Consider the following 24,669-nt stretch of genomic DNA (forward strand, 5'->3'; position numbering starts at 1 on the left):
ATCCTTGATCTTAAAAGGTATTCAGCGTTAGTGAATTGAAGAGGGGTGTTGAGATAATGCCGTCACTTTAATCTCCATATAGGGAAATAAAGGCAAACTCATTAATAAGTCATGTAATTCATTATTGCTTTCCACATCAAAAATACTGATGTTGGAATATTTACCTGTAACACGCCATAAATGTGGCCATTTGCCTGCTTTCTGTAACTCAATAGCGCGTTCTTTTTCAGCGCGTTTAATTGCATCCATTTTTGTAGGATCGCTATCTAGAGGAATCTTTACAGTCATTTCTACGCAAAAAAGCATTTTGATTGTCCTTAATATTTGAATTAAAAATTTTATATAACGTCTTTGGTTATAAATGGCTTCAACTTACCAATGAAAGTCTTGCCATGTTCAAACCAGTTTTTACGAACTTCAGAATCCATATAAGTTTGCATTTGTTGTTCATTTTCGAACCAGCATTCTCCAATAGCATCGACACCCTGCACATCAAAGAATGGAACATGAAGATCTGTCGGTTCCGAAGCAATTAAACGCACTTCATATTTATGTAAGCCGGGAATACCTTCTGACATTTCAAAGTGGCGTAAACATTCGGCATCAAACTGTTCTTTGCTCATATGTTCTGGTTTGCTGAGTAAGTAAAGAATACGAATCATCATCAAGCTTCCTGTTTTTTATAGAGAGAAGGGGTAGGTGTAAGCTCTTCTTTATTAACTTTAATTAACAAGATTGAAATGGTGGCTAAGGCATAGGCGGTTAAGCAAAACAAACCGATCGAGGTAGCAAGACCTAATGATTCAGCAAGAATACCCACACCAACGACTGATAGAGCACCAAATGATTTTCCGACATTGTAGGAAAAGCCCATACCTGTGGTACGAATATGGGTCGGGAATAAGTCTGTCAAAAATGGGCCAAGTGCTGCAAACATACCGATTGCAGAGAAACCGACAAAGAAGCCCAGTGCTAAGGTGATGTATTGATTCATTGCAATCAACATATACACCACGGTTACAATCCAGCTCAAAATAGACATACCAATCAGAGTTTGTTTACGACCCCATTTATCAGCCAGATAAGCTGTAAACATAAAGCCTGCAAATGCTCCTGCAGCCATAATTAAAATCGTAACAATTTTAGAGCTTGGACTCAGTCCACGCTCATTCATCAGGGTCGGAATCCAAATAAGAATGGCATAGCATGCTGCTTGTAAACCTATAACGAGTAAACTTGCAAAAATGGTTGAACGTAAATATTCTTTTTTGAAAATAGAACTAAAAGATGCTTTCTCAATATTTTCTTTATTTTTAGCCACATCATTTACGAATTCGACCGATTCTTTCACATTACGGCGAATATAAATCACAATTAAAGCGGGGATGACACCAGTCCAAAAAACCACACGCCAAGACCATTCTGGTGGCAGCATCGTAATAAGTACGGTGGCTACAATCACCGATCCTGCCCAACCTAAAGCCATTCCTGACTGGACAAAGCCGACAGCCTTATTTTTATGTTTTGCAGAAACAGCTTCGGCCATGAGTGCCGCGCCCACTGCCCATTCACCACCAAAACCAAGGCCTTGTAGCGTTCTTGCGACTAAAAGCTGTTCATAATTTTGTGCAAATCCTGCCAGTACGCCGAAAAATGTAAACCATAAAATGGTAAACATCAGGATTTTTACACGACCATAGCGGTCGGCCAAAATACCTGCGATCCATCCGCCAATAGCGGTAACAATCAGGGCAACTGTACCAATCAGGCCAACCTGAGTTTGAGTAAGGGCCCAAGTCGCCATAATGACGGGTAATAAAAAACTAAAAATTTGCATGTCATAAGAGTCAAGTGCCCAACCTGCATAACATGCCCAAAATGTCTTTTTCTGGTTAGAATCCGATTCCTTGTACCAATTCAACATTCCCATTTACATCTCCTTTGTAAAATCGATTTATGATTTATTTCATTCTTGAAAAATCGAGTGGTATATCGGTAATACTTTGAACATACTCAGCGGTATGAGGGGTCACAATATCAATTACAAACACTTGTCCATTGTCAAAGTCAAAGGTAGCAATCTCTGTATATACACGATTCACACAAGCCAGCCCCGTTAAGGGATAACTGCAATTCTCTAAAATTTTGCTATGACCTTGTTTGGTTAAATGTTCCATCATGACGTAAACATTTTGTGCACCTGAAGCAAGATCCATTGCTCCTCCTACTGCAGGAATGGCATCTGGATGTCCTGTATGCCAGTTGGCTAGATCACCATTAGCTGAAATTTGGAATGCACCCAGAATGCAGTAATCCAGATGTCCACCGCGCATCATTCCAAAAGAATCTGCATGATGAAAAAAGGCCCCTCCTTTTTTTAAATCAATGGCTTCTTTTCCTGCATTGATCAAATCCCAGTTTTCTTCACCGGCTTCTGCTTGAGTCCATTGACCCAACACACCATTTTCACTTTGTAGAATTACTTCTTTATCAGCGAAATAGTCCGCAACTAGGGTCGGTAAACCGATGCCTAAATTGACATATGACCCTTCAGGAATATCGTGAGCCACACGTTGAGCAAGATTATTTTTTTGTTGGATATCCATAATGCTTACGCTCCATACCCATTTTTTAGGGTGACACGATCGACAAAAATTCCAGGAGTAATAATAATTTCCGGATCTAAATCACCAAGTTCACAGATTTGATCTACGGCGACTAAAGTGGTTTTTGCAGCCATAGCCATAACAGGCGCAAAATTACGTGCAGTTTTGTTGTAAATGAGATTGCCCCAACGATCACCCGTCTTGGCATAAATCAGGCTGTAATCTACGGCTAAAGCTTTCTCAAAGACGTAGCCTTGACCATCTATTTGTTTGGTTTCTTTATTTTCTGAAAGTAAGGTGCCATAAGCTGTACGTGTATAAAAACCACCAATACCACAACCAGCAGCTCTTAAACGTTCTGCAAGCGTACCTTGGGGCACAACTTCAAGTTCAATTTCATTATTGCGATACAAGTCTTCAAAAACATAGGCATCTTTTTGACGAGGGAATGAGCAAATTAGTTTTTTGACACGTTTGGCTTTGAGTAGTGCTGCAAGACCTTGATCACCATTTCCAGCATTATTGCTCACAATAGTTAAATCTTTGGCACCTTGGTCAATGAGTGCATCGATAAGTTCATTAGGCATGCCTGAACCACCAAAACCTCCAATTGCAATCGTTGAGCCATCTTGAATGTCTTTGACAATATCCTTTGCCGAATTGAAAATTTTATTGATCATTTTACTGTCCTGTAACATTCGTTCTTTTCATGTTCTCTGGTAGTAAAGTTACATAGCTTGATGTTTTGCACAATTTTGAAATTTGAAAGTGGCGTTAACTTGGGGCTAACGCTATGGCAAGGCAGAGTGACTGGATTATTAATGAATATGAGACTTTAAACATTGAATAAAGTCTTTAGTGAATTGACTGATTTCATTAAAGTTTATAGCGCATATTTTAAAGCCGCGATGGGCCCATTTTTCATCAATTTCTCTATGCTCGATATTTGGGTGAATATGTTGTAAACGTCTAAAAGCGGCCAAAGGAATAATGGCAATACCTGCACCTGCGGCAACCATTTGACAAATTGAGTCATAGCTTGAAACTTGCACTCGAATATTGATTTTTTTATCTAATTGTTGAGATAACTTATGTAAAAAAATTTGAATTGCGCTGCCTTCATGCAAAGTTACAACTGAATATTGAATTGCATCTAATAATGTCACATTGGTGTGTTCTAGAATGGGGTGGGTTTTGGGTGCAATTAAAATAAGTTGAGAAGAAATTAAAGGTATAGTCTGTAAATTCTTCGTATCAATATTTCCAGAAATAATTCCAAGATCGGCACGTTTATCTGCGACAAGATTGACGATATCTTCACTCAGCATTTCTTTAAGGTTTACATCCACATGAGGATGAGTAATTAAATACTCTGATAGGGCGGTGGGTATGTATTCAGTGATGGCCGTTGTGTTGGCAGCAATAGATAATTTCCCTGGGATCAAATCATTAAACTGAGCCAGTTCACCTTTCAGACATTCAATTTCATGATAAATCGATTTAGCATATTTTAAATAGATCATCCCAATTTCAGTCAGTTCAACACCTTGAGAAGAGCGGTCTAAAATTTTTAAGCCTAAGACATGTTCTAAGTTTTTAATTCGATTACTAGCAGCGGGAGTAGATAAGAAAGATTTTTCTGCAGCCCGTGTCAAATTTTTGGTCTCTGCTATATTTAAAATTAACCGAAAGTCATTTAGATCAAAGTTCACAGGCTTACTCTATTAAATTTAAAAAACATAGTCTGAGTTTAAAAATTATAGTCATTTATTTTGGCTCTAATGGGTGGACCCACCACCAGTTTGGTAAATTATTTATACATCTTGATAATGTATAAATAATTTAAACTTTACTGGGCATCATCTATTTTTTTAAACTGAAGAGACTATTAGACAATAGTTATGTGAAAGAAAGATTTTGGAATTGTAATTAATTTTTACTTTTAGCTTCAAAAACCTAACTCTTTGAGAATGCTTTCAGTATGTTCACCCAGTGCGGGTACTTTCGTAAGCTGAAAATCGTCAGAATGACTTGATCCAACAGGTTTTAATGTTGGAATTTTACCCACTGGCGTGTCAACCTCAGTCCAACGTTGCCTTGCTTTTAATTGTGGATGATTCCAGACATCGGCTAATGTATTGACATTCGCATTGGCAATTTTTGCCTGTTCAAGCCTTAAAATGATTTCATTTTGGCTATAGTGTGAGAAGGTCTGAAGTATAATATCTGTTAATAATTCACGATTTTTAATTCGATTTGAATTATTGATAAAATATTCGGATTGAGCTAATTCGGGCCGTTCTAAGACTAAGTCACAAAAGGATGTCCATTCACGATCATTTTGTACGGCAAATAATACTTGTTTATTGTCACCTGTAGAAAAGGGGCCGTATGGAAAAATGGTTGCATGCGCAGCACCTGATTTTTGAGGTTCAGGTTGATCATCTGAAGCATAATAAAGAGGGAAGCCCATCCACTCAGTCATACATTCAAGCATTGAGATATCAATACGTTTGCCCAATCCCGTTTTTTGTCTTTCCAGCAAAGCCGCCAAGATATTGCTATAGGCATACATTCCTGCTGAGATATCGGCAATAGAACATCCTGCTTTGACATTTTCCTGTTCTGTGCCAGTAATCGATAAAAAGCCAGACTCACTTTGAATGAGTAAGTCATAGGCTTTTTTATCACGATATGGACCCGGATGTTGTGGATCATCACCATAGCCTGAAATATCACAGACAATGAGTTGTGGAAAAGATGAATGAAGTTGCTCGAAAGAAAGTCCTAAACGAGATGCTGCGCCTGGTGCTAAATTTTGAATAAGAATGTCAGCTTTACTTAACAGGCTTTTTAATACCGGTTGGGCCTCGGTAGATTTTAAATCCAGTGCCAAACTTTCTTTAGAGCGATTTGTCCAAACAAAATGAGAAGACATTCCTTTGACCCGTTCATCATAATAACGTGCAAAATCACCACCTTCAGGCCGTTCAATCTTGATGACACGCGCACCTAGATCAGCTAACTGACGTGTACAAAATGGTGCCGAAATTGCATGTTCCAAAGCAACGACAGTAATACCTTCTAGTGGTTTCATCTCATTATTCCTGAAATGTTAATTTTGCTTTCATAGCAATGTGTCCATCACTATGTTCAATCCATAATTCTGCAGTTTGCTCTTGTACATCGCCACAGATATAAAACTCATTAAAATCGAACACAGGTTTTACCGCACGAAATTCAAATTTTTTAATGATTTTATCTGGATATTTATCTTGTAGCGTTTGCATTAATAGAGTTGCTAGGAGTGGGCCATGCACCACTAGACCAGGATATCCTTCTACCTGCATGGCATATGGACGGTCATAATGAATCTTATGTCCATTAAAGGTCAGAGCCGAATAGCGAAATAATGCAGTTGTATCCACTGAATGTTGCTGTTTAAAACTGTAATTTCGGCAAGGGCTTTCAACAGGAGTTGTTGTCACACTAACATTGTTAGTAATAATAGTTTCTGGTTTATAAACAATATCCTGTTGCTCTTTAATGACTAACTCATCATTAGCATAAATAAAATGATTCACTGTTACAAAATAAAGCTCACCATTTTTGCCTTGTTTGAATTGGATATCGGATATTTCAGAAACTCGACGTAATTCTTGACCCACCAAAATAGGTTGAATAAATTCAAGACGACTGCCTGCCCACATCCGTCTAGGAAATGGAATAGGAGGTAAAAAATCTCCCTTCTTAGGATGACCGTCTGCAGCAATTTCAGATTGATTGACGACATGTAAAAAATTCGCCCAATGAAACAGATGGGGCATTTCATTTACTGGCTGATATTTTTTATTAAATAATGCTTGAAGCATGTGTATTGAGCGTTCTTCACAACGATCTTGTGAAATTTGTTTATTTCCAATCCATTCTGCAAAGTTTTGCATAACTGTCTTATCCTTATCTTTGCTTAATACGTTTGTTTTAATATCTTTTCTGCTTTTGAAATAATGGGTTTATCAATCATTTTTCCATTTAAGCTAATCGTTTGCCCATCCGCTGCTTTTACAGCATCAAGAACCTGTTGTGCCCATTGAATTTCTTCAGGGCTAGAATTAAATGTTTGATTGATGATTTTGACCTGACTGGGGTGAATGCATAACTTTCCTTGGAAACCTAGTTTTTTAGCTTGTAGGGTTTCAGTCATGACTAATTCAGTATTGCCAAAATCAGCAGTGACGCCATCAATAGGATTGGCAATACCCGCAAGTTTAGAGGCCAAAGTAATTTTATTACGGAAGTACATCAACTCTAAAAAGTCACCAGACATATCCATTTCAAGTTGAAAGTCTATAGAGCCAAACATCAAGGCACGAACAGCTGGGAACTGGGCAATTTCCTCTACATGCGCCATGCCATAAGGCGTTTCAATAATAGGATAAATATCAATAGTACGAATGTGCTGAATCGCTTCAAACTCTTGTCGTTGTTCAGCTTTGGGTAAAACAATCGCAATCACATTTGAAAATTGAGCGAGTTGAATATCGTCCTCAAACCATTCGGTCTGAAAAGCATTAACTCGAATCATGACTTTTTCAGTGGGGTGGTCCAATAACCATTGCTTGAGTAATGCGCGTGATTCGAGTTTATGTTCAGTTGGAATCGCATCTTCTAAGTCAATAATCACTGCGTCACTACCGCTATTGAGCGCTTTGGTATAGCGCTCAGGACGGTTAGCAGGAACAAATAAAAATGAACGGGGCGTCTGCATTTTATTTTTCCTCAGAACTTAGAAAGAACGTGGTAAATCAAGTAAATGTTCAGCTACGTAACTTAGAATTAAGTTAGTTGAAATTGGTGCTACTTGATACAAGCGTGTTTCACGGAATTTACGTTCGATGTCATATTCATTGGCAAAACCAAAACCGCCATGGAATTGTAAGCAATGGTTCGCTGCCTCCCAGCTTGCTTTTGCAGCCAATAGTTTTGCCATATTGGCTTCAGCACCACAGGCTTGACCCTTGTCAAAAAGTTCACAAGCACGGAAACGCATCAGATTGGCAGCTTCAATCTCAATGAAGGATTCAGCAAGAGGAAACTGCACTCCCTGATTTTGGCCAATTGGACGACCAAAGACCACACGATCTTTGACATACTTTGTCGCACGATCCATAAACCAATAACCATCACCAATACATTCTGCTGCAATCAGTGTACGTTCTGCATTTAAACCATCTAAAATGTATTTAAAGCCTTTGCCTTCTTCACCAATTAAGTTTTCTTCAGGAATTTCCAGGTTCTCAAAAAATAATTCGTTGGTTTCATGATTCACCATATTAGGAATAGGCTGTACGACCATACCTGATTTCATCGCTTCTTTAATATCCACCATGAAAATAGACATCCCTTCAGATTTCTTTTTCACTTCGGCTAAAGGCGTTGTACGTGCAAGAAGAATCATCCAATCACTGTGCTGTACACGTGAGATCCAAACTTTCTGACCATTAATCACATAACGATCACCCTTTTTGACTGCGGTCGTACGAATTTTCGTGGTATCTGTACCAGTTGTTGGCTCAGTGACAGCCATAGATTGTAAGCGCCATTCACCAGAAGCAATTTTAGGTAAATAAAACTCTTTTTGTGCTTGAGAACCATTACGTAACAATGTGCTCATATTATACATTTGACCGTGACAAGCACCTGAATTCCCCCCGCTACGATTAATCTCCTCCATAACAACTGATGCTTCCGCTAAGCCTAACCCTGATCCCCCAAATTCTTCAGGAATCATTGCTGCCAGCCAGCCAGCATTGGTTAACGCATTGACGAACTCTTCAGGATAAGCTTTTTTTTCGTCAATTTTACGATGATATTCATCTGGAAATTGTGCGCACAATGCACGAACAGCTTCACGAATTTCTGGGTAGTTATTAAAAGTACTTTTCACTTAAATATCCTTATTTTGATCTCTTCTTGTTTTTGATCATATATTGTTATGGATTGGAAATTAAAATAGTATATTTTGATGGAAGACATGCTAGAAAATTATCGAAATGGACATTAAACAATTACGTACTTTTATTACTATTTTAGAAGTTGAAAATTTAACCAAGGCTGCAGCTATGCTTAACATTGTGCAGCCTGCAGTGTCTCGGCAACTTCAAATGCTTGAAGACGAATTAGGGGTAAAACTATTTAACCGTTCTCGTCATGGTATGGCGCTGACGGATGAGGGTAAAGTTCTTGAGCCTTATGCTAGAAGGATTTTGGAAGACATTGAAACTGCCAAATTGGAGTTGACTGCAAACAAAGGGATAATTCGAGGGAAAGTTCATATCGGTGTATTGTCGAGTATTAGTGAATTACTTTCTACTTTGATTATGAATTTGATCAAGGAAAAGTATCCTGAGGTACAAGTGAAAATATCAGTGGGATATTCTGGGCATTTAAAAGAGTGGTTAGAGACGGGAGATATTGATCTAGCCTTGATGTACGACGCTACACCTTCGAAGTTAATTGATCTGACTCCGCTGGTAAAAGAGCCTCTATTTTTAATAGGGTCAGCTCAATCCACACTTCAGCAAAATGAAGTTCTTGAACTTAAAAAAATAGAGAAATTTCCATTAATTTTACCTTTTCATCCTCACCGCTTACGCTCCCTGATTGAGCAGGCTTATAAGCAAAATGGATCTCACTTAAATATCTATGCTGAAACTAATGATTTGAATATACAAAAACAGCTTGTTATCCAGGGCTTTGGTTATACAATATTACCCTTAGTTTCTGTAATAAATGAGTTTAGAGCAGGATTAATTAAAGTTACTCCAATTGTAGATCCCGCATTTTCTCGGGTGATTACTTTAGCCATGCATTCTACAAGAAATATTCCCAAACATATTCGGATCATTTCACGTGAAATTGTGGGGTGTGTTGAGCAATCTATTGAGCAGAAAAAATGGCCAAAGGCTGAATGGATATATGAAAGTTAGTATCTGATTTTTATTGATATAATTAAAAATTAAAGACTGCATTCCTAAAACACGCTGATAAGGCTTAAACCCCTCCAATACAGCGTCAGCAATCAATGGATTTCATGTCGCAGCCTTTGCAAAATCCATCCATATATCTAAAGCTTTATAGTAGACAAGAGGGTTCTCAAAAGTAATTACAAAAGTTGGATAACCCGCTTTCATTTACTCTAAAGTCATGAGCAGGCGAGAGGTACGCCGCTTACCCTCAATAAAAGGATAAGGGCCGCCTCGGCCGCCGCGTCATTCCCGGTATCAAGACCAACCTTAAGTCACTCGATCCTGCGTAGGATCTGGTGGTCTGGCTGGGTCACTCCTTGTTTTTCGTACAACTGGGCGGATACTGCTTCCTGATCGATTATGGGGGGCGGACGACATGCCCAAGATCGATGTATTGCTGATCATCCACGACCAATACGATCATCTCGACTATCCGCATCCTAGCCCTGTCGACCAAGGTGTGGCAGATTCGCGGGGCTGGGCGAACGTCCATATGAACCCGGAGCATACTGCACAGGCGATCGAGGGTCTGGGCACACGTGTACTTATGCAGGTGCACTTGGGCCGCTTCTCCATCTCTCCCCACGACCTGGGATGAACTGTTTAAGCGTATAGTCGTCGCCAACGAGGGGGTGCTCCTATATCTATTGTCGACGCCAGAAATTGGCCGCACTGCCTATCTGGCCGGCCGCACGAAGTTATGCACAGCATAGTCGGAGCCGGTTTTGTAACAATAGATGTCCGATTTTTCTGGCTTGCTCGTATCTGAATAGTGCAACATTTCTTCTTCTCAATCTTCTTTAGGTTGATATAGATCCTAATTGAGAAAAAATATTTCTCAACTACTGATAATCATTATAAAAGAACAGCTTTAAGATTTTAGTCGTAAGTTTCTTAATGGTTATTTTTATTAAAAACAATAATTTAATTAAAACAGTTAACTTCAAGTTAACTAACTTGATATTTGGTTGATTGATCAAAAAAAAATAAAAAGCTTTGATAGGGGTAAAGCAAAACTCATCAGCTATAGGTAAAACATGGAAAGTTCTGTTCAGCAAAATGACAGTAAATGGACTCAGCGTCGTCTTAAAAAACAGTTAAAGCTTGAAATGGCACGTCAATACACGGATGGCGTGGTTATTCCCACTCAAGATATTATTAAAGTGTTAGAAACCCTAATCACGCCAGGCGATCGAGTGGTTTTAGAAGGAAATAATCAAAAACAGGCCGATTTTCTCTCACGCTCTTTGGCGCAAACCAATCCTTCAGTTTTAAATAATCTGCATATGATTATGCCGAGTGTCGGGCGTTCTGAACATCTGGATTTATTTGAAAAAGGCATCGCCAAGAAACTAGATTTCTCTTTTGCGGGTACTCAAAGTTTACGTATAAGCCAATTACTTGAAGATAGCCTACTGGAAATTGGTGCAATCCATACCTATATCGAACTTTATTCACGTTTATTGGTTGACCTGATTCCAAATGTAGTTTTATCGGCAGGGTTTAAGGCAGACCGTCATGGCAATATTTATACAGGTCCCAGTACTGAAGATACCCCGGCATTAATCGAACCTGCTGCATTTAGTGATGGCATCGTGATTGTACAGGTCAATGAACTGGTGGATGATGTCACTGACTTACCGCGAGTCGATATTCCTGCCTCATGGGTCGACTTTGTAGTGGTGGCTGATAAACCCTTTTATATTGAACCGCTATTTACCCGTGACCCAAAACACATTAAACCCGTACATATCCTGATGGCAATGATGGCGATACGCGGTATTTACGAACGTCATAATGTACAGTCATTGAATCATGGCATTGGTTTCAATACGGCGGCCATCGAACTTATTTTACCTACTTATGGTGAGTCCTTAGGTTTAAAAGGCAAAATTTGCCGTAACTGGACGTTAAATCCACATCCAACCCTAATCCCTGCGATTGAATCCGGCTGGGTGGAAAGTGTGCATTGTTTTGGGACTGAACTGGGCATGGAAAAATATGTCGCCGCACGTCCAGATGTGTTTTTTACGGGTCGTGACGGTTCCCTACGTTCCAATCGTATGATGTGTCAGCTTGCCGGGCAGTATGCTGTTGACTTGTTTATTGGAGCAACCTTACAGGTTGATGGTCAAGGCCATTCCTCTACGGTAACCAAAGGTCGTCTGGCAGGCTTCGGGGGCGCACCCAATATGGGACATGATCCACGCGGTCGTCGTCATGCCACACCGGCCTGGCTTGATATGCGTTTACTTGGCACAACCGAAACTGACACTTATTTGGCACGGGGTAAAAAACTCGTGGTGCAAATGGTTGAGACTTTTCAGGAAGGTGGCAAGCCCACTTTTGTTAATACCCTAGATGCCGTAGATGTTGCCAAAAAGGCCAATATGCCTTTGGCACCGATCATGATTTATGGCGATGATGTCACCCATTTATTGACCGAAGAGGGCATTGCTTACTTGTATAAAGCCAGCAGCTTACAAGAACGGGAAGAAATGATTGCTGCCGTTGCCGGCGTGACTGAAATTGGACTCAACCATAATCCAAAAACCACAGAACGTTTAAGACGAGACGGTTTGGTGGTCTTTCCTGAAGATTTGGGTATCCGCCGTACAGATGCAACACGTGAATTGCTGGCAGCTAAAAATATCAGTGACTTGGTGGCGTGGTCTGATGGTTTATATCAACCACCTGCAAAATTCAGGAGCTGGTAATGAATGCCCTTGTACAGACTACAACCCGTCAATATTGCAGTTTTTTAGCTGACTTAGCTGTTAACGCCTTAATTGATGAAGTCAATCTTACCCCCAAACCTGCGTTGGTCGACCAACGAGGCAGTGGTGCACATCAGGATTTGACGCTGCAACTGATGGAACGTTCAGCCAGAAGTTTACAGCCGATGTTCGAAGCCATGGCGCAAGCCGCTTTAGATCATGGATTTGTTTCGCAAGGTCTACGTGAGGAAATTGGAAAAATTGGGCGTGATGGCGAAGTCACTATGTTACAGGAAACCCAAGGAATCAATACCCATCGTGGGGCGATCTGGGCTTTAGGTTTGCTGGTAACGGCTACTGCCTTAAATAGCCTAAAAGCAACAGCGATCAAAGCGGGCGAAATTTGCCAGTGTGCAGCTGAACTCGCCTGTTTAGAAGACCGGTTCATCCCAAAACATAATGAAACTCATGGGCAATATGTGCATAAAAAATATGGTGCAGGTGGAGCAAAACTTCAGGCACAACTCGGTTTTCCGGTGGTGATGCAATATGGCTTACCCCAGTTACGTGCCAGTCGTATACAACATAATCATGAACTCGCAGCACAAGTAGACAGTTTACTGGCAATGATGACCACCCTCAGAGATACCTGTGTATTGTATCGGGCAGGAGAAGTAGGGCTGAAACGCATGCATATGGGTGCGCAATGTGTACTCGACTTGGGTGGCTATGCCACGATTACTGGGAAACGCGCCTTACAAATTTTAGAAATGGATTTAATGCTTTTGAATGCATCACCGGGTGGCGTGGCTGATCTGTTTGCAGTGACCTTATTTATTGATCGTGTTGAGCAACTTTAATTCAAAAAAAATAGGAAGAAATGGAATGGAAATACTTAATTTTGAGTTTCCTGCAGGTGGCACTCCAACCAGACAAGCCTTGGTGGGATGCGTAGGTTCAGGCGACCTTGAAATATTAATGCAGCCGAGTCAAACAGAAAAAATAACCATTCAGGTGATCACCTCTGTAGATGGAAGTTCACAACGCTGGAAAAACTTATTTGAACGCATGTTTAGTGCGCAGACCCCTCCAGCTGTCAATGCAGACATTCATGACTTTGGAGCGACACCGGGCGTTGTGCGTTTACGTTTTGAACAAGCATTAGAAGAGGTGAACCGTGGCTGATTTAGAAACGTTACTCAATAAACAAAGTTTTATTGAACTGAATGCACGTGAACGTGTGAAAGCACTGTTAGATGAAAATAGCTTTCGCGAACTATTGGATCCTTTCGCCCGTGTGATGTCACCTTGGCTGATGAAACAAAATATTGTGCCACAGGCAGATGATGGGGTCGTGGTTGCAAAAGGCACCCTCCAGCAACAACCTGTGGTGATGATTTCCATCGAAGGGATCTTTCAGGGAGGAAGTCTGGGTGAGGTCGGAGGTGCCAAAATCGCAGGTGCATTGGAACTGGCAGCTAAAGATAACCGTAACGGTATTCCCACCACAGCGATTTTATTGCTAGAAACCGGTGGGGTACGTTTGCAAGAAGCCAATTTAGGCTTGGCAGCAATTGCCGAAATTCATGCTGCAATTGTGGATTTGCGTCAATATCGCCCTGTTATTGGGGTTATTGCAGGCAGCGTAGGTTGCTTTGGTGGAATGTCGATTGCTGCGGGCCTATGCAGTTATTTAATCATGACGCAGGAAGGTCGCCTTGGTTTAAATGGCCCTCAAGTGATTGAGCAAGAAGCCGGCGTTCAGGAATATGACGCTAAAGACCGGCCTTTTATCTGGAGCATGACCGGTGGTCAGCAACGTGCTGCAAGTGCCATGATCGATGCTTTTGTAGAGGATGATCGTGAACAAATCAAACAGAACATTCAAGACTTTATGACTCATGGCGTACCGCACGTACATCGCAGTTCAAATTATAAGTTCTATCTGCCGCGTTTGCGAAATATAGATACTGCTGAGCAATTGACACCACAGCAAGTGCAGGCACTTTATCAGGGAGAGTCCTCATGAGTAGTTATGTTCATAACAATACTTCGGTGCGTGGTTTGAATTGGTTTAATGCATTGACTGCCAACTTTACCCAACTCACCGGATATAGCGATTCTATTTTGGTCGCAGATGGTCAATTCAATCAGCAATATGTACGGGTTATTGCGGTAGTACCCGACACACAAAATCTGTATCCGCGTGCGCGTCATGGCGAAGTGGGTGTATTGGAAGGCTGGTCTTTGGCCAAAGCAGTGGATGAGGTGATTCAACAAGACCACGAGCTTGAGTCTAAGCGTGCCATTATCTGTGTGGTGGATGTACCGAGTCAGGCCTATGGTCGCCGTGAAGAATTACTGGGGATCTATTTGGCTTTAGCGGGTGCAGTAGATAGTTATGCCCGTGCAAGATTAGCCAAACATCCAGTGATCAGTCTGCTAGTAGGCAAATCGATGTCAGGTGCATTTCTGGCGCATGGCTATCAGGCGAATCGTATCTTTGCACTAAAAGACGAAGGCGTTATGGTACATGCCATGGGTAAAGAATCAGCCGCACGGGTGACTTTACGTTCTGTCGATGAGCTGGAAAAATTGGCAGCCAGTATTCCACCAATGGCGTATGACATCGAAAGCTATTCCACCTTAGGCTTGTTAACCGATATCTTAACCGTATCCAATCCCGTACAGCCCAGTTATGCCGATATAGCACAGATTCAACAGCGCATTAAACAGGCGATTGCAGAAGTGCAGGCACTCGATTCCGTAGGACTGGAACATCGTTTGCAGGGCGTTAATCGGCAGGCATCTAAACAGGTGCGCGATCGTTTGGCTGCTGAGTGGTAAAACCATGAAATCCCTGCAAGCACATGATTTGTTATGGGGAATGACTGCCCGACAACTGGAAAAGTCAGCACCTGCATGGGCTGTAGAAGCTATGCAGGCTGGACATCCGGTTGTGGTCAGGCGAGCCATCACAGATTCATCCAGGGTTGCAGTCGGTATACGTGGTCGTGCTCGTCATCAGCGTTATGCAACGCAGATGTTACGCGCTGCCATTCGCCGTTGTGTCAGTCCCGAGCAATTACTGGATGTAAATCTACAGCAGTTTCCTCACTTGCAAGAGCGGTTGCTGCGAATTGCCAAGATCATGAATAGCTTTGCAGTGCAGTGGGGATATACAGGGAGTGTAGGTTTTGAACTCGCAAGCGGTATTCAAGCTGTGCATGAGCAAAGTGATATTGATCTGTTGGTTCGTATGCCGAATTACTTGAGTAAACAGATTGCACAGAATATGTTGCAGCAGCTGGCAGAGACAACGGACAAATTAGATGTTCAGTTACAAACCCCACAGGGCGGGGTGGCTTTAAAAGAATGGGCAACCAGTTCAGGAAAGGTTTTACTTAAACGTCATGATGCTGCAGTTTTAGTTGAAAACCCCTGGCAAGAAAAGGAAGTCATATGAGCACGATATGGGTGTATCCCGGGCAGGGAGCTCAAAAAGTCAACATGTTGCATGATCTGCCTGAGCATCACTTAGTTCAACACTATTTGGAGCGTGCTTGTGTAGCTTTACAGCGTGATGTACTGACACTTGATCAGCCGGAGGCACTCGGTTCAACTGAGGCCGTGCAACTGTGTTTGTATCTGGCAGGTTATATCAGTTCAGCTATTTTGCTTGATGCACAGGTACAACCTGAGTATGTGGCTGGGTTATCCATCGGCGCATGGACAGCTGCAGCAGTAGCCGGAGTGTTTAGTTTTGAAGACGGTCTGAAGCTGGTGTCATTACGTGGCAGGCTCATGCAAGAGGCTTATCCTGCTGGTTATGGCATGACAGCTATCATCAATGCAGATAAATCAGAAGTCAGCCATTGGGTGGCAGAGGTTTATCAAAAAATGGGCAATATCTATATCGCAAATTTTAATGTCGCCAACCAGATTGTGATTTCTGGTTCAGAAATGGCCATGCAGCAGGTGGTAGATATTGCCAAACTTAAGGGAGCAATGGCCAAGAAATTAAATGTAAGCGTGCCCTCGCATTGTGAATTGTTGAATGCACAGGCACTACACCTGGCTCAGGCTATGAACCCGATAGGTTTGAGTCCAGCAAAGTTCAAATATTTGAGTGGTACATCTGCGCGGTTAATCTACGGAGTAGCACATATTAAAGAGGATCTGATCTTTAATATGTGTCGCAGCATTGACTGGGAAAGTACCGTTCAGGCGGCGTGGGAACGCGGAGTAAGGTTGCAAATCGAAGTTTTACCTGGCTCGATTTTAACGGGCCTGGCAAGAAAAGTTTTTAAAGAAGGCAGCGTTTTGTCATTTCAAACAACACGCACGGACAGTCTTATAGTCGCCATGCAAAAAGAAAATGCTGAATCAAATAGCTAACCCGATTTAAAAAGCAAGTTATTCAAGGAAATGAGGAATTAACAATGATTATATATGGAACAGCACTCCTGGCGATTTGCCATTTACTCGGAGATTATTTTGGTAATACGCTTGGCATGTTGCTAGGGGTCAAAGCAAATGTCGGTGGTGTTGCCATCTCAATGATTTTACTTATTTTATCAAAAGAGCTTTTAGCTAAAAAAGGATATTTACCTAAAGACACCCAGTTTGGCGTGTTGTATTGGTCAGGCATGTATATTCCCATTGTTGTTGCCATGTCTGCTGGCCAAAATGTTGTAGCAGCATTATCAGGTGGAATGTTGGGACTGATTGTTTCAGTTGCATCATTAATCGGCACAGTTTTGGTGATTCGCTATCTAAATAAAATAAATGGCGATTACGAGGTGTATGAATGGCCAGTCGAAACAAAGGAAAAGGCAGCCTAATTTTCGTTAAAAAATACGAATTCAATAATTAAAAGGAATTAAATAATGGATACTTTAATTGCAGTATTAAGCAAAAATGCGTTGGTTACTGCACTTGCAGTCACAGGGCTTATGATGTTTGTTTCTCATTTACTTTCACAGTATTTGACCCGAGGTAAACTTCAAAGTTCCGCAATTGCAATTACACTGGGCCTGGTAATCGCCTACTTTGCAGGCGTGTATACCCATGGTACCAAAGGCATCTCAGATATTACCATTTTCTCGGGCTTTGCCTTACTTGGCGGCGCCATGATTCGTGATCTTGCCATTGCATCGACTGCATTTGAAGTAGATGTGAAAGAGGTCAAGAAAGCAGGGAAGATAGGCCTGATTGCACTCTTGCTGGGTTGTGTCGTTCCTTTTATGATCGGGGCGATGACGGCATGGCTAATGGGATATAAAGATCCTGTTTCAATGACTACAATTGGAGCAGGGGCAATGACTTATATTGTTGGTCCAATTACAGGTACCGCTATTGGTGCAACTTCGGATGTAATTGCATTATCCATTGCGATCGGATTAATTAAATCTGTTTTCTTTATGGTTGGAACACCATTACTTGCTAAATTTATGTACTTGAAAAGTCCGCAATCAGCCATGGTATTTGGCGGTTTGGCGGGCACAACAAGTGGAACGGCGGCAGGTCTAGCAGGTACTGATGTGCGTCTGGTTCCTTATGGTGCCTTGGTAGCAACATTCTACACCGGCTTAGGATGCCTATTAGGCCCATCTATATTTTTTCTAAGTATAAATGCTATTTTCGGTTAAATATTACGTGGCTTTATTCAGTATGGGCAATTGATAATCAATCCTTTGCCCAATTTTTAATTTAAAAATTTCTTGTAAACATACGGCATTCAGCAATTAATGCCAATAAGTTAGGATCGCGCTCCTTACTTTTCAAAAAAACCAGACCAATTTTCTGTTTGATTCGATACTCCTGCTTTAACCGAATCAGTTTAACCGAGCTTTCATAAATCGTTGCAATACGTCCTGGTAATAACGCCAAACCAACCCCTGAATTGACCATACTGATTAAAGTGAAAATATCAGAAACCTGTAAAAATACTTTAGGATCAATTTTGGCTTTTTCAAATAGCACATCACTATCGCTACGGGTTGCAAAGCCTTTTGCCAAAGTCAGGAAGGTTTCATCTTTGAGCAGGCTTAAATCAATTTCATCACATCCCACATACTTGGAGTCTTTATTTACTGCTAAAAAAATGTCATCTTCAAACATCGGTAAATGTTCAAAATCCTGACCAGAGGTGGTTTCATTCAGTGCGACAATCACTGCATCCAGCTCTGTTTCTTTTAGTTTTTTGACTAAATCGATATTTGAACTCAGCAAGAGCTGGATATCTAATTCACCCCGTCTAAGTTTTACCCCACTGATAATGCTGGGCAAAGTGGTCACGGTTAAGGAGTACAAGGAACCTAGATGAAATATTTTTGAGGCAAATCCTGCTGCTTCACGTGTTTTATTCACGGTAGTGACAATGTCCTGGATAATTTTCTTGGAATATTCTTCCAGCACGTAGGCACTCTTTAACGGAATTAAATTGCGCCCTTCATTTTTAAATAAAGGGCAACGTAACGAGTTTTCAAGAGAATGCAAGGCTTTGTGGACACTGACATTACTGATCTGCATTTCAACAGCCGTTTTTGATAAATTGCCACATCGCATAAAAGATAAAAAAATTTGAATTTTTTTTAAAGTTAAATCTTCATCAATTTTCATTTAAATTTATCCATTAAAATAATCTTGCTCATGACAGAATGAGTTGTATAAACATTCGAAAGCTAAAGTAAACCCGCATTGAGTAAGTGAAAAATAGAACTTGAGGGTGGGGTTGGGTCAATCCAATAAACTTATTCAATCCTGCTATGCGAACATGAAATTGGTGATCGAAGCACTTTGTCATTATTGGCCATACGGTTTTTCATCAGTTTCTGAATAAGTACGTATCAGCTAGAAATAGTTTGAGTTTCACTATTCTTGAGCTGGAATTTTTTCGTATTGTTACCCTGAAAATATATTCTACAAGAAATAGCCCTAAACAGATTTGAATTATGGCACGCGAAATTATTATTTGTGTGGGAATAATTTCTAATGGATAAAAATAGCATAAGGCAAAATAGGTATAGCAGATTTAGTAATTAATTCCATTGATATAATTAAAAAATAAGGTGTTTTAAAAAAGATTTTAAAGGGATAGGGGTATGGAATTGATATGTGGCTTTCAGATTCTGCTGACACTATTTCAAATTGAATTAATAAGTTAAATTTCCATTTAAAAAAGGGAGAATACACTCTTATTATTGGGAAAATGACCAATAGATTGAGTGTTATTTGACTTAACGGTTTATTGATAGTTGTAAGTAGTTTATATAAATCTGATCACTGGGTTGGATAGTTTTAGATACGGGCTTGTTCGTTTTATCAGTATATTAGCGAATAACTTCTTGTGACGGAATTTGCAGCAAAGCCCGGCTCATGATTCTATTTAGAATGAAATCGGTACTTTTAGGTATATCAGATTGGCATACCCAAATGAATTGTTTAAAAAATTATCAACATATGGTTGATTAGGCTTTATTTTCATTAGATTTCTTTATAAAACATTTATTAAGCATCAAAAAATGGCTAGTTTTAATTACTCAGATATATATTTAGATCAATAAAAATACAATTATAAAATAGGTTTATTGGATTTTTTAGTTAAATATGGAAAAGGTGTCGTATAACTTAGTTAGACCGATATGTAAGCCACATTGCAGTCATGCAAAATAGCGTAGATCGAGTCTCAATGAAGAGGTGAAATGATGAACATTGCAAAGAACACGATCTGCCTTTGGTATGAAAATGACGCTGAGGGCGCTGCGCGATTTTACGCCGAGACATTTCCGGATTCATCGGTCGGCGCAGTGCACCGCGCACCTGGAAATTATCCATCGGGAACGGAAGGAGATGTATTGACGGTCGAATTCACCGTGCTGGGTGTTGCGTGCGTTGGACTTAATGGTGGACCTGCGTTCAAGCACAACGAAGCGTTCTCTTTTCAGGTTGCGACTGAAGACCAGAATGAAACGGATCGCTACTGGAATGCGATCGTTGGCAATGGTGGCGAGGAGAGTGAATGCGGTTGGTGCAAGGATAAGTGGGGTATCTCTTGGCAGATTACGCCGATCGCCCTAACAAAGGCATATACCAGTTCTGATCGTACAGCCGCCAAACGGGCTTTCGATGCAATGATGACGATGAGGAAAATCGATATTTCTGCTATAGAAGCGGCAGTTCGTGGTTGAAATAATGGATAATTTAATAATTTATTCAAGTCGAGATTGCATTGCCGTATCACTTGATTCAAACCTTTGATTTCTTCTCTTAAACGCTATCTTTAGGTAAAGTTTAAACGATCACCCGATTCTACCAAACGCTCCTCCCATAGGTTTCTAATCGCTAAAATATCTTCTAAATTAATAGGTTGTGATCGGAGTTTAATTGATGAAATCGAAAAAACTCTAGGAATATAAAAAACTTTTAAAGTCAGTATTTAAAGGGTGTTTTATTATTGCGCATAATAGAATTTAACTAAATATAAAAGTTTGTAGCATGTATTTTCACTGGAATTATTGAATTAAATACCTTTTTTTTCGAGATCAATAATTTATTAAATTGTTATCATATTTAATTGAATATTAAATAATTTTTTCGCTATACAGTTTTTTAGGTATGTAATTTATTATGTCCTAATAGTTTTATTTGTTATGGAATATGAGCATTGTGGTACATCAAGTTGAAGTAAGCATAAAATATGATTAAAAGTAGTTAATTGATAAGAATAGCTATGCTTGATTCTGTTTTTTAGCTCTCTGATAAATAGGCTATGTAACTTTTAGGCGTTAAGAATGCAATTTTCTATTCGGAGAATACGCAGGAATACTACGACACGCGTCATAACATGATCGTTATTGTCACTGATTCCCATAGATACGGTCACCACTTTAATAGCCTCGAATAAAAGTACTCTTTAAAAAAATGGCCTTTATAACAGCAATAAGCAATACCCTCAAAAGCAGTTGAGGTGTCGATTGTCATTCTTGATCTGGGGTATAACCAAGTACTTTACTTATGATTCAAGGAGAACATGCCATGAATTTTCCCCAAGTATTACTTATCGCCGGATGGGTTGCGCTATCTGCATCCGCCGCTTTAGCAGCTGACCAACCCATAGCGGCTAAAGTTGGTTCAGAACAAGCTTCCTCTACAGCAGACAAGAATGCCATCGCCAGTGCCATGAGTGCTGCGCCAAAAAAAGTAGCAGCAGCGGCCACTATTGTGGCTATAGGTGCGAATGGCAGAATGCGCATCTTGCGTAAAGGCAATAATGGTTTTACCTGTATGCCGGATAATCCGACCACTCCCGGTCCAGACCCGATGTGTATGGATAAGGCAGCTTTGGAGTGGGCAGAAGCCTGGATGAGTCACAAACCCCCTACAGTGGGTAAAATCGGCTTCATGTATATGCTGGCAGGTGGCACGGATGCCAGTAACGTGGATCCCTATGCCAAGAAACCCACCGCGGGGAATCACTGGGTCAAAACTGGCCCTCATGTCATGATCGTTGGTGCAGAATCCCGCTTCTATGACATGTACCCCAATCATGCTCAACCAGACACTGCTGTCCCCTACGTAATGTGGCATGGAACTCCTTATCAGCACTTAATGATTCCTGTGAAATAATAGTGAAAATAAGGAGACAAATAATTTATTTATGATCAAACTTTTAACTTCAGGAGTTCAGTTTAAAGAATTTTCCGGCTCGTAAAAAAATTAACCCTGTAAATTTGGATTAATTCCCTATTATACTTTTGAAAAGTATAGGTAAAATTTAAAACTTAGAAGCTCATCGAAAAGTGGGCTTTTACATTTGTGTTATAAAAATTAAACGGTGTAACTGAGTAATTATTATATTATTGATTTTCAATCAATATAAGGATAAACAATGAAATTACTAGTAATAGTAGGATTAGTAGCAGTAGTGGGTTTAACTGCATGTCAAAAACGGGATACTGATACTTCACAGCAAGATAAAACCACTTCACCTCACTCAATGGATAAAGACAAGTAAAATCAAAATTATGATTAAATCGGTTTTAATAGAGGGCAGTGTTTAGATTAACATTTCTTCAACAAACCACTAATAATAAGTCGGGCATATTAAGCCTCAATTATTTAATTCTATAGATAATAAAAATGGATAAAAACGTTAATTTTCATTTGTTAGAACAAGTCTACAATTTTCTTGTCGTACGACCAGGATTTAAAGTAAAAAAAAATCAGGACCAATTATTAGATTTTTTTACTGAAATTCATCAAGATCATGAATCCGGGATAAAATTTGACTCGCCTTCTAACGTTATTATTATGTTTGGCAGTCGTAAAATAGTAAATATTGATTTATCACCTCCATTAAGAAATAAAACTGATTTTTTAGAATGGATATATAAACAATTAAATTAATGCGCATCATTAAGAACTAGTGATGTATGAGAGCTAGTATGTGCCTTTGAATAGCCACTAAAATTCTAGACACACGTAACCATCTTTTGATGGGCCTTTTCATAATCTAATGGAGAACGCTGACCATTGGAACCATGTCGTCGTTTCGAGTTGTAAAACATTTCAATATATTCAAATATGTCTGCTCTAGCATCTGATCTCGATACGTAAATTTTCTTCTTAATACGCTCTCGCTTTAGCAACTGAAAGAAACTCTCAGCAACAGCATTGTCATGGCAATTTCCTCTCCTGCTCATACTACTTTCCAGATTATGATGTTTGAGGAAATCTTGCCATTCATGACTTGTATATTGGCTACCTTGATCTGAGTGGATGAGTACTTTGTTCTTCGGTTTCCTTCGCCATAGAGCCATCAATAAGGCATCTAAAACCAGATCTGTCGTCATTCTCGATTTCATAGACCAACCAACAACAAGACGTGAAAATAAGTCAATCACCACAGCAAGGTATAGCCATCCTTCATGTGTACGAATATAAGTAATGTCAGTCACCCACAGTTGTTTGGGATGAGTTGGATTAAACTGCCGATCTAAAGTATTTTCAGCCACAACCGCTGAAGTCCCAGTATGTACTCTAGGTTTACGATAGCCACGTTGTGATTTAAGACCACCCACTTTCATCAACCGATGGACTCGATTGATTCCACAACTTTCACCTATGTCTTTTAAGTCACAGTAAATCTTACGATAGCCGTAAACTCCACCAGATTCGAGCCAGAGTTGTTTAATCAATCCTGAAAGCTCTTGCTGTTTCTGAGCAGTCTTACTGATGGGTTGCTTTAACCATGCGTAATAGCCACTGTGATGAACATCTAAAGTTGAACACAAACGACGGATCGGCCAGATACGCTGGTTGTCCTGAATAAAGGCATACCTCACCTGGACTGGCTTGCGAAGTACACCGCGGCTTTTTTTAATATGTCTCTTTCTTCTGTGACTCTTTGAAGTTCTTTTTTTAGCTTTGCCAATTCCGCAAGTGGATCACCAGATTCTGTGATTTTAGGCTGTTGAGGATCATAACGTTTAATCCAGGCATAAAGACTATGCGTGGTTATACCTAAACGTGCGGCAACTTCAGCCACGCTATGACCTTTTTCAGTCACTTGCTTTACTGCTTCAATTTTGAATTCTTCAGGATATCGTTTGCTACTGCTCATAAACACCTCGTTAATTAGCCATTTTATCTAACTAAAGAGTGTCTACAAAATCGGTGGCTATTCAAAGATAAATATAAAAATCGACTTTTAGGAATAAAAATAAGTTCGATTGTTCAATTGTTAGGAAGGTGGGAGCCTTCATAGCGGAAAAAAAATTTTAGGAAAGCATATAGGAGTTGTTTGGAAATTAATGGATTTATACAAAGCCGATACATAGATAAAAATGATAGCTGTAATTCTTTTATTTTTTAGTTGGCTAGAATGAACAAGATAAACCAGCCTATTCCTTATTACAGTTTTTTAGGCAAATTTACTCTTGGAGAATTTGCGTCAAATTTAGAAAAATTGAAATACAGATTAGCGAGGCAGATTAAGGTGGTAAACATAATAATATAGATGCTAAACCCATAATAAAAATCAGTTCAAAAATCTATTTAAGTAGATTCTTTATAAATACGATTAAAAAACGAGTAAAAATACAATTTTTTTAGCAGATCAGACCAAAAAACAAACACTCATTGCAAATACGTGAAATAAGGGGTTGCGTCCCTTAATAAATTGTATAGAATACGCAGCATCCCGACGCGATACAGCAAACGAACTGAACTGAGCTGATTTGGTTAAGTTGTTTATTTTGTTGCGTTGAAACTTGTCTCTGACGAAGAGCAAGATAGATCATTAAGAGATTATGA

27 protein-coding genes and 1 pseudogene are annotated in these 24,669 nt (G+C 39.9%); 15 read left to right on the forward strand and 13 right to left on the reverse strand.

Features of this window, described 5'->3' with window-relative positions:
- Positions 1 to 27 precede the first annotated feature (27 nt).
- The 10 genes from catC to AC3CAU_RS13590 all read right to left on the reverse strand — a co-directional run bounded on the left by catC (position 28) and on the right by AC3CAU_RS13590 (position 8,553).
- Complete coding sequence (gene catC / locus AC3CAU_RS13545; RefSeq protein ID WP_131214065.1) at positions 28 to 306, reverse strand: muconolactone Delta-isomerase; 279 nt, start codon at positions 304 to 306, stop codon at positions 28 to 30.
- Between the two features lie 32 nt (positions 307 to 338).
- Entirely contained in the window at positions 339 to 665 is a 327-nt protein-coding gene (gene mmlI / locus AC3CAU_RS13550; protein ID WP_447053510.1) for a 4-carboxymethyl-4-methylbutenolide mutase MmlI, read from the reverse strand.
- The gene (locus AC3CAU_RS13555; protein ID WP_447053509.1) at positions 665 to 1,930 is read right to left on the reverse strand and encodes an MFS transporter; all 1,266 of its coding nucleotides are present in this window, start codon (positions 1,928 to 1,930) and stop codon (positions 665 to 667) included. The genes mmlI and AC3CAU_RS13555 overlap by 1 nt, the downstream gene beginning before the upstream one ends.
- Positions 1,931 to 1,961: 31 nt before the next feature.
- Positions 1,962 to 2,606: a 3-oxoacid CoA-transferase subunit B gene (locus AC3CAU_RS13560; RefSeq protein WP_447053508.1), complete on the reverse strand. Its 645-nt coding sequence runs from the start codon at positions 2,604 to 2,606 to the stop codon at positions 1,962 to 1,964.
- Between the two features lie 5 nt (positions 2,607 to 2,611).
- Entirely contained in the window at positions 2,612 to 3,286 is a 675-nt protein-coding gene (locus AC3CAU_RS13565) for a 3-oxoacid CoA-transferase subunit A (RefSeq protein WP_447053507.1), read from the reverse strand.
- 138 nt (positions 3,287 to 3,424) lie between these two features.
- Positions 3,425 to 4,318, reverse strand: a complete 894-nt coding sequence (locus tag AC3CAU_RS13570; protein ID WP_447053506.1) for a LysR family transcriptional regulator — start codon at positions 4,316 to 4,318, stop codon at positions 3,425 to 3,427.
- Positions 4,319 to 4,554: 236 nt separating this feature from the next.
- Positions 4,555 to 5,703 carry a CaiB/BaiF CoA transferase family protein gene (locus AC3CAU_RS13575; RefSeq protein WP_447053505.1) on the reverse strand — a complete coding sequence of 383 codons (1,149 nt, stop codon included), beginning with the start codon at positions 5,701 to 5,703 and terminating at the stop codon, positions 4,555 to 4,557.
- A 4-nt stretch (positions 5,704 to 5,707) separates the two neighbouring features.
- Positions 5,708 to 6,550 (reverse strand): HTD2 family dehydratase, encoded by an 843-nt coding sequence (locus AC3CAU_RS13580; RefSeq protein ID WP_447053504.1) that lies wholly within the window; start codon positions 6,548 to 6,550, stop codon positions 5,708 to 5,710.
- Positions 6,551 to 6,573: 23 nt separating this feature from the next.
- Entirely contained in the window at positions 6,574 to 7,374 is an 801-nt protein-coding gene (locus AC3CAU_RS13585; protein ID WP_447053503.1) for an HpcH/HpaI aldolase/citrate lyase family protein, read from the reverse strand.
- Between the two features lie 18 nt (positions 7,375 to 7,392).
- Complete coding sequence (locus tag AC3CAU_RS13590; RefSeq protein WP_131214048.1) at positions 7,393 to 8,553, reverse strand: acyl-CoA dehydrogenase family protein; 1,161 nt, start codon at positions 8,551 to 8,553, stop codon at positions 7,393 to 7,395.
- Positions 8,554 to 8,659: 106 nt separating this feature from the next.
- Between AC3CAU_RS13590 and AC3CAU_RS13595 the strand changes: the two genes are divergently transcribed.
- Positions 8,660 to 9,595, forward strand: a complete 936-nt coding sequence (locus AC3CAU_RS13595) for a LysR family transcriptional regulator (RefSeq protein ID WP_447053502.1) — start codon at positions 8,660 to 8,662, stop codon at positions 9,593 to 9,595.
- Between the two features lie 39 nt (positions 9,596 to 9,634).
- Here the strand turns inward: AC3CAU_RS13595 and AC3CAU_RS13600 are convergent.
- A pseudogene (locus AC3CAU_RS13600) lies at positions 9,635 to 9,862 on the reverse strand (hypothetical protein); the annotation flags it as partial.
- A gap of 148 nt (positions 9,863 to 10,010) precedes the next feature.
- On the opposite strand from AC3CAU_RS13600, the gene AC3CAU_RS13605 reads away from it, so the two are divergent.
- The 10 genes from AC3CAU_RS13605 to madM all read left to right on the forward strand — a co-directional run bounded on the left by AC3CAU_RS13605 (position 10,011) and on the right by madM (position 18,002).
- Positions 10,011 to 10,232, forward strand: a complete 222-nt coding sequence (locus AC3CAU_RS13605; protein ID WP_447053501.1) for a hypothetical protein — start codon at positions 10,011 to 10,013, stop codon at positions 10,230 to 10,232.
- 439 nt (positions 10,233 to 10,671) lie between these two features.
- Entirely contained in the window at positions 10,672 to 12,351 is a 1,680-nt protein-coding gene (mdcA, locus tag AC3CAU_RS13610; protein WP_447053500.1) for a malonate decarboxylase subunit alpha, read from the forward strand.
- The gene (locus AC3CAU_RS13615) at positions 12,351 to 13,211 is read left to right on the forward strand and encodes a triphosphoribosyl-dephospho-CoA synthase (protein ID WP_447053499.1); all 861 of its coding nucleotides are present in this window, start codon (positions 12,351 to 12,353) and stop codon (positions 13,209 to 13,211) included. Before mdcA ends, AC3CAU_RS13615 begins: the two co-directional genes overlap by 1 nt.
- A 25-nt stretch (positions 13,212 to 13,236) precedes the next feature.
- Entirely contained in the window at positions 13,237 to 13,536 is a 300-nt protein-coding gene (locus AC3CAU_RS13620; RefSeq protein ID WP_447053498.1) for a malonate decarboxylase subunit delta, read from the forward strand.
- Positions 13,529 to 14,380, forward strand: coding sequence for a biotin-independent malonate decarboxylase subunit beta (locus AC3CAU_RS13625; protein WP_447053497.1), 852 nt, complete (start codon positions 13,529 to 13,531; stop codon positions 14,378 to 14,380). Before AC3CAU_RS13620 ends, AC3CAU_RS13625 begins: the two co-directional genes overlap by 8 nt.
- Positions 14,377 to 15,198 (forward strand): biotin-independent malonate decarboxylase subunit gamma, encoded by an 822-nt coding sequence (gene mdcE / locus AC3CAU_RS13630; protein ID WP_447053496.1) that lies wholly within the window; start codon positions 14,377 to 14,379, stop codon positions 15,196 to 15,198. The genes AC3CAU_RS13625 and mdcE overlap by 4 nt, the downstream gene beginning before the upstream one ends.
- 4 nt (positions 15,199 to 15,202) lie before the next feature.
- Positions 15,203 to 15,817: a malonate decarboxylase holo-ACP synthase gene (locus AC3CAU_RS13635; protein ID WP_447053495.1), complete on the forward strand. Its 615-nt coding sequence runs from the start codon at positions 15,203 to 15,205 to the stop codon at positions 15,815 to 15,817.
- Positions 15,814 to 16,749: a malonate decarboxylase subunit epsilon gene (gene mdcH / locus AC3CAU_RS13640; protein ID WP_447053494.1), complete on the forward strand. Its 936-nt coding sequence runs from the start codon at positions 15,814 to 15,816 to the stop codon at positions 16,747 to 16,749. Before AC3CAU_RS13635 ends, mdcH begins: the two co-directional genes overlap by 4 nt.
- 44 nt (positions 16,750 to 16,793) lie before the next feature.
- On the forward strand, positions 16,794 to 17,195 hold the full coding sequence (gene madL, locus AC3CAU_RS13645; protein ID WP_447053493.1) for a malonate transporter subunit MadL: 402 nt from the start codon (positions 16,794 to 16,796) through the stop codon (positions 17,193 to 17,195).
- Between the two features lie 45 nt (positions 17,196 to 17,240).
- Positions 17,241 to 18,002 carry a malonate transporter subunit MadM gene (gene madM / locus AC3CAU_RS13650; RefSeq protein WP_447053492.1) on the forward strand — a complete coding sequence of 254 codons (762 nt, stop codon included), beginning with the start codon at positions 17,241 to 17,243 and terminating at the stop codon, positions 18,000 to 18,002.
- Between the two features lie 61 nt (positions 18,003 to 18,063).
- Here madM and AC3CAU_RS13655 read toward each other — a convergent pair whose 3' ends face one another.
- Positions 18,064 to 18,975 carry a LysR substrate-binding domain-containing protein gene (locus AC3CAU_RS13655; RefSeq protein WP_447053491.1) on the reverse strand — a complete coding sequence of 304 codons (912 nt, stop codon included), beginning with the start codon at positions 18,973 to 18,975 and terminating at the stop codon, positions 18,064 to 18,066.
- A 1,085-nt stretch (positions 18,976 to 20,060) separates the two neighbouring features.
- Here AC3CAU_RS13655 and AC3CAU_RS13660 point away from each other — a divergent pair.
- The 4 genes from AC3CAU_RS13660 (at position 20,061) to AC3CAU_RS13675 (ending at position 22,761) form a co-directional block, all read left to right on the forward strand.
- Entirely contained in the window at positions 20,061 to 20,543 is a 483-nt protein-coding gene (locus AC3CAU_RS13660; RefSeq protein WP_205755850.1) for a VOC family protein, read from the forward strand.
- A gap of 847 nt (positions 20,544 to 21,390) precedes the next feature.
- Positions 21,391 to 21,981, forward strand: coding sequence for a hypothetical protein (locus tag AC3CAU_RS13665; protein WP_447053490.1), 591 nt, complete (start codon positions 21,391 to 21,393; stop codon positions 21,979 to 21,981).
- A gap of 262 nt (positions 21,982 to 22,243) precedes the next feature.
- Positions 22,244 to 22,369 carry a hypothetical protein gene (locus tag AC3CAU_RS13670; protein ID WP_284702733.1) on the forward strand — a complete coding sequence of 42 codons (126 nt, stop codon included), beginning with the start codon at positions 22,244 to 22,246 and terminating at the stop codon, positions 22,367 to 22,369.
- Positions 22,370 to 22,494: 125 nt separating this feature from the next.
- A complete protein-coding gene (locus AC3CAU_RS13675; protein WP_447053489.1) occupies positions 22,495 to 22,761 on the forward strand; it encodes a hypothetical protein in 267 nt (88 codons plus the stop codon).
- A gap of 65 nt (positions 22,762 to 22,826) precedes the next feature.
- Here AC3CAU_RS13675 and AC3CAU_RS13680 read toward each other — a convergent pair.
- Positions 22,827 to 23,977 (reverse strand): IS3 family transposase gene (locus tag AC3CAU_RS13680; RefSeq protein WP_447053488.1). Its coding sequence is split into 2 segments (ribosomal slippage): positions 22,827 to 23,737 and positions 23,737 to 23,977, totalling 1,152 coding nucleotides; the frame shifts between segments, so codons are not numbered across the junction.
- Between the last annotated feature and the right edge of the window lie 692 nt (positions 23,978 to 24,669).

The organism is Acinetobacter sp. GG23 (assembly GCF_057766365.1).

What these genes read in the sequence shown, in the direction of transcription:
- catC (WP_131214065.1), bottom strand. Translation starts at nt 306, where the DNA reads ATGCTTTTTTGCGTAGAAATGACTGTAAAGATTCCTCTAGATAGCGAT.
- mmlI (WP_447053510.1), bottom strand. Translation starts at nt 665, where the DNA reads ATGATGATTCGTATTCTTTACTTACTCAGCAAACCAGAACATATGAGC.
- AC3CAU_RS13555 (WP_447053509.1), bottom strand. Translation starts at nt 1,930, where the DNA reads ATGGGAATGTTGAATTGGTACAAGGAATCGGATTCTAACCAGAAAAAG.
- AC3CAU_RS13560 (WP_447053508.1), bottom strand. Translation starts at nt 2,606, where the DNA reads ATGGATATCCAACAAAAAAATAATCTTGCTCAACGTGTGGCTCACGAT.
- AC3CAU_RS13565 (WP_447053507.1), bottom strand. Translation starts at nt 3,286, where the DNA reads ATGATCAATAAAATTTTCAATTCGGCAAAGGATATTGTCAAAGACATT.
- AC3CAU_RS13575 (WP_447053505.1), bottom strand. Translation starts at nt 5,703, where the DNA reads ATGAAACCACTAGAAGGTATTACTGTCGTTGCTTTGGAACATGCAATT.
- AC3CAU_RS13580 (WP_447053504.1), bottom strand. Translation starts at nt 6,550, where the DNA reads ATGCAAAACTTTGCAGAATGGATTGGAAATAAACAAATTTCACAAGAT.
- AC3CAU_RS13585 (WP_447053503.1), bottom strand. Translation starts at nt 7,374, where the DNA reads ATGCAGACGCCCCGTTCATTTTTATTTGTTCCTGCTAACCGTCCTGAG.
- AC3CAU_RS13595 (WP_447053502.1), top strand. Translation starts at nt 8,660, where the DNA reads ATGGACATTAAACAATTACGTACTTTTATTACTATTTTAGAAGTTGAA.
- AC3CAU_RS13605 (WP_447053501.1), top strand. Translation starts at nt 10,011, where the DNA reads ATGCCCAAGATCGATGTATTGCTGATCATCCACGACCAATACGATCAT.
- mdcA (WP_447053500.1), top strand. Translation starts at nt 10,672, where the DNA reads ATGGAAAGTTCTGTTCAGCAAAATGACAGTAAATGGACTCAGCGTCGT.
- AC3CAU_RS13615 (WP_447053499.1), top strand. Translation starts at nt 12,351, where the DNA reads ATGAATGCCCTTGTACAGACTACAACCCGTCAATATTGCAGTTTTTTA.
- AC3CAU_RS13620 (WP_447053498.1), top strand. Translation starts at nt 13,237, where the DNA reads ATGGAAATACTTAATTTTGAGTTTCCTGCAGGTGGCACTCCAACCAGA.
- mdcE (WP_447053496.1), top strand. Translation starts at nt 14,377, where the DNA reads ATGAGTAGTTATGTTCATAACAATACTTCGGTGCGTGGTTTGAATTGG.
- AC3CAU_RS13635 (WP_447053495.1), top strand. Translation starts at nt 15,203, where the DNA reads ATGAAATCCCTGCAAGCACATGATTTGTTATGGGGAATGACTGCCCGA.
- mdcH (WP_447053494.1), top strand. Translation starts at nt 15,814, where the DNA reads ATGAGCACGATATGGGTGTATCCCGGGCAGGGAGCTCAAAAAGTCAAC.
- madL (WP_447053493.1), top strand. Translation starts at nt 16,794, where the DNA reads ATGATTATATATGGAACAGCACTCCTGGCGATTTGCCATTTACTCGGA.
- madM (WP_447053492.1), top strand. Translation starts at nt 17,241, where the DNA reads ATGGATACTTTAATTGCAGTATTAAGCAAAAATGCGTTGGTTACTGCA.
- AC3CAU_RS13655 (WP_447053491.1), bottom strand. Translation starts at nt 18,975, where the DNA reads ATGAAAATTGATGAAGATTTAACTTTAAAAAAAATTCAAATTTTTTTA.
- AC3CAU_RS13660 (WP_205755850.1), top strand. Translation starts at nt 20,061, where the DNA reads ATGAACATTGCAAAGAACACGATCTGCCTTTGGTATGAAAATGACGCT.
- AC3CAU_RS13665 (WP_447053490.1), top strand. Translation starts at nt 21,391, where the DNA reads ATGAATTTTCCCCAAGTATTACTTATCGCCGGATGGGTTGCGCTATCT.
- AC3CAU_RS13670 (WP_284702733.1), top strand. Translation starts at nt 22,244, where the DNA reads ATGAAATTACTAGTAATAGTAGGATTAGTAGCAGTAGTGGGTTTAACT.
- AC3CAU_RS13675 (WP_447053489.1), top strand. Translation starts at nt 22,495, where the DNA reads ATGGATAAAAACGTTAATTTTCATTTGTTAGAACAAGTCTACAATTTT.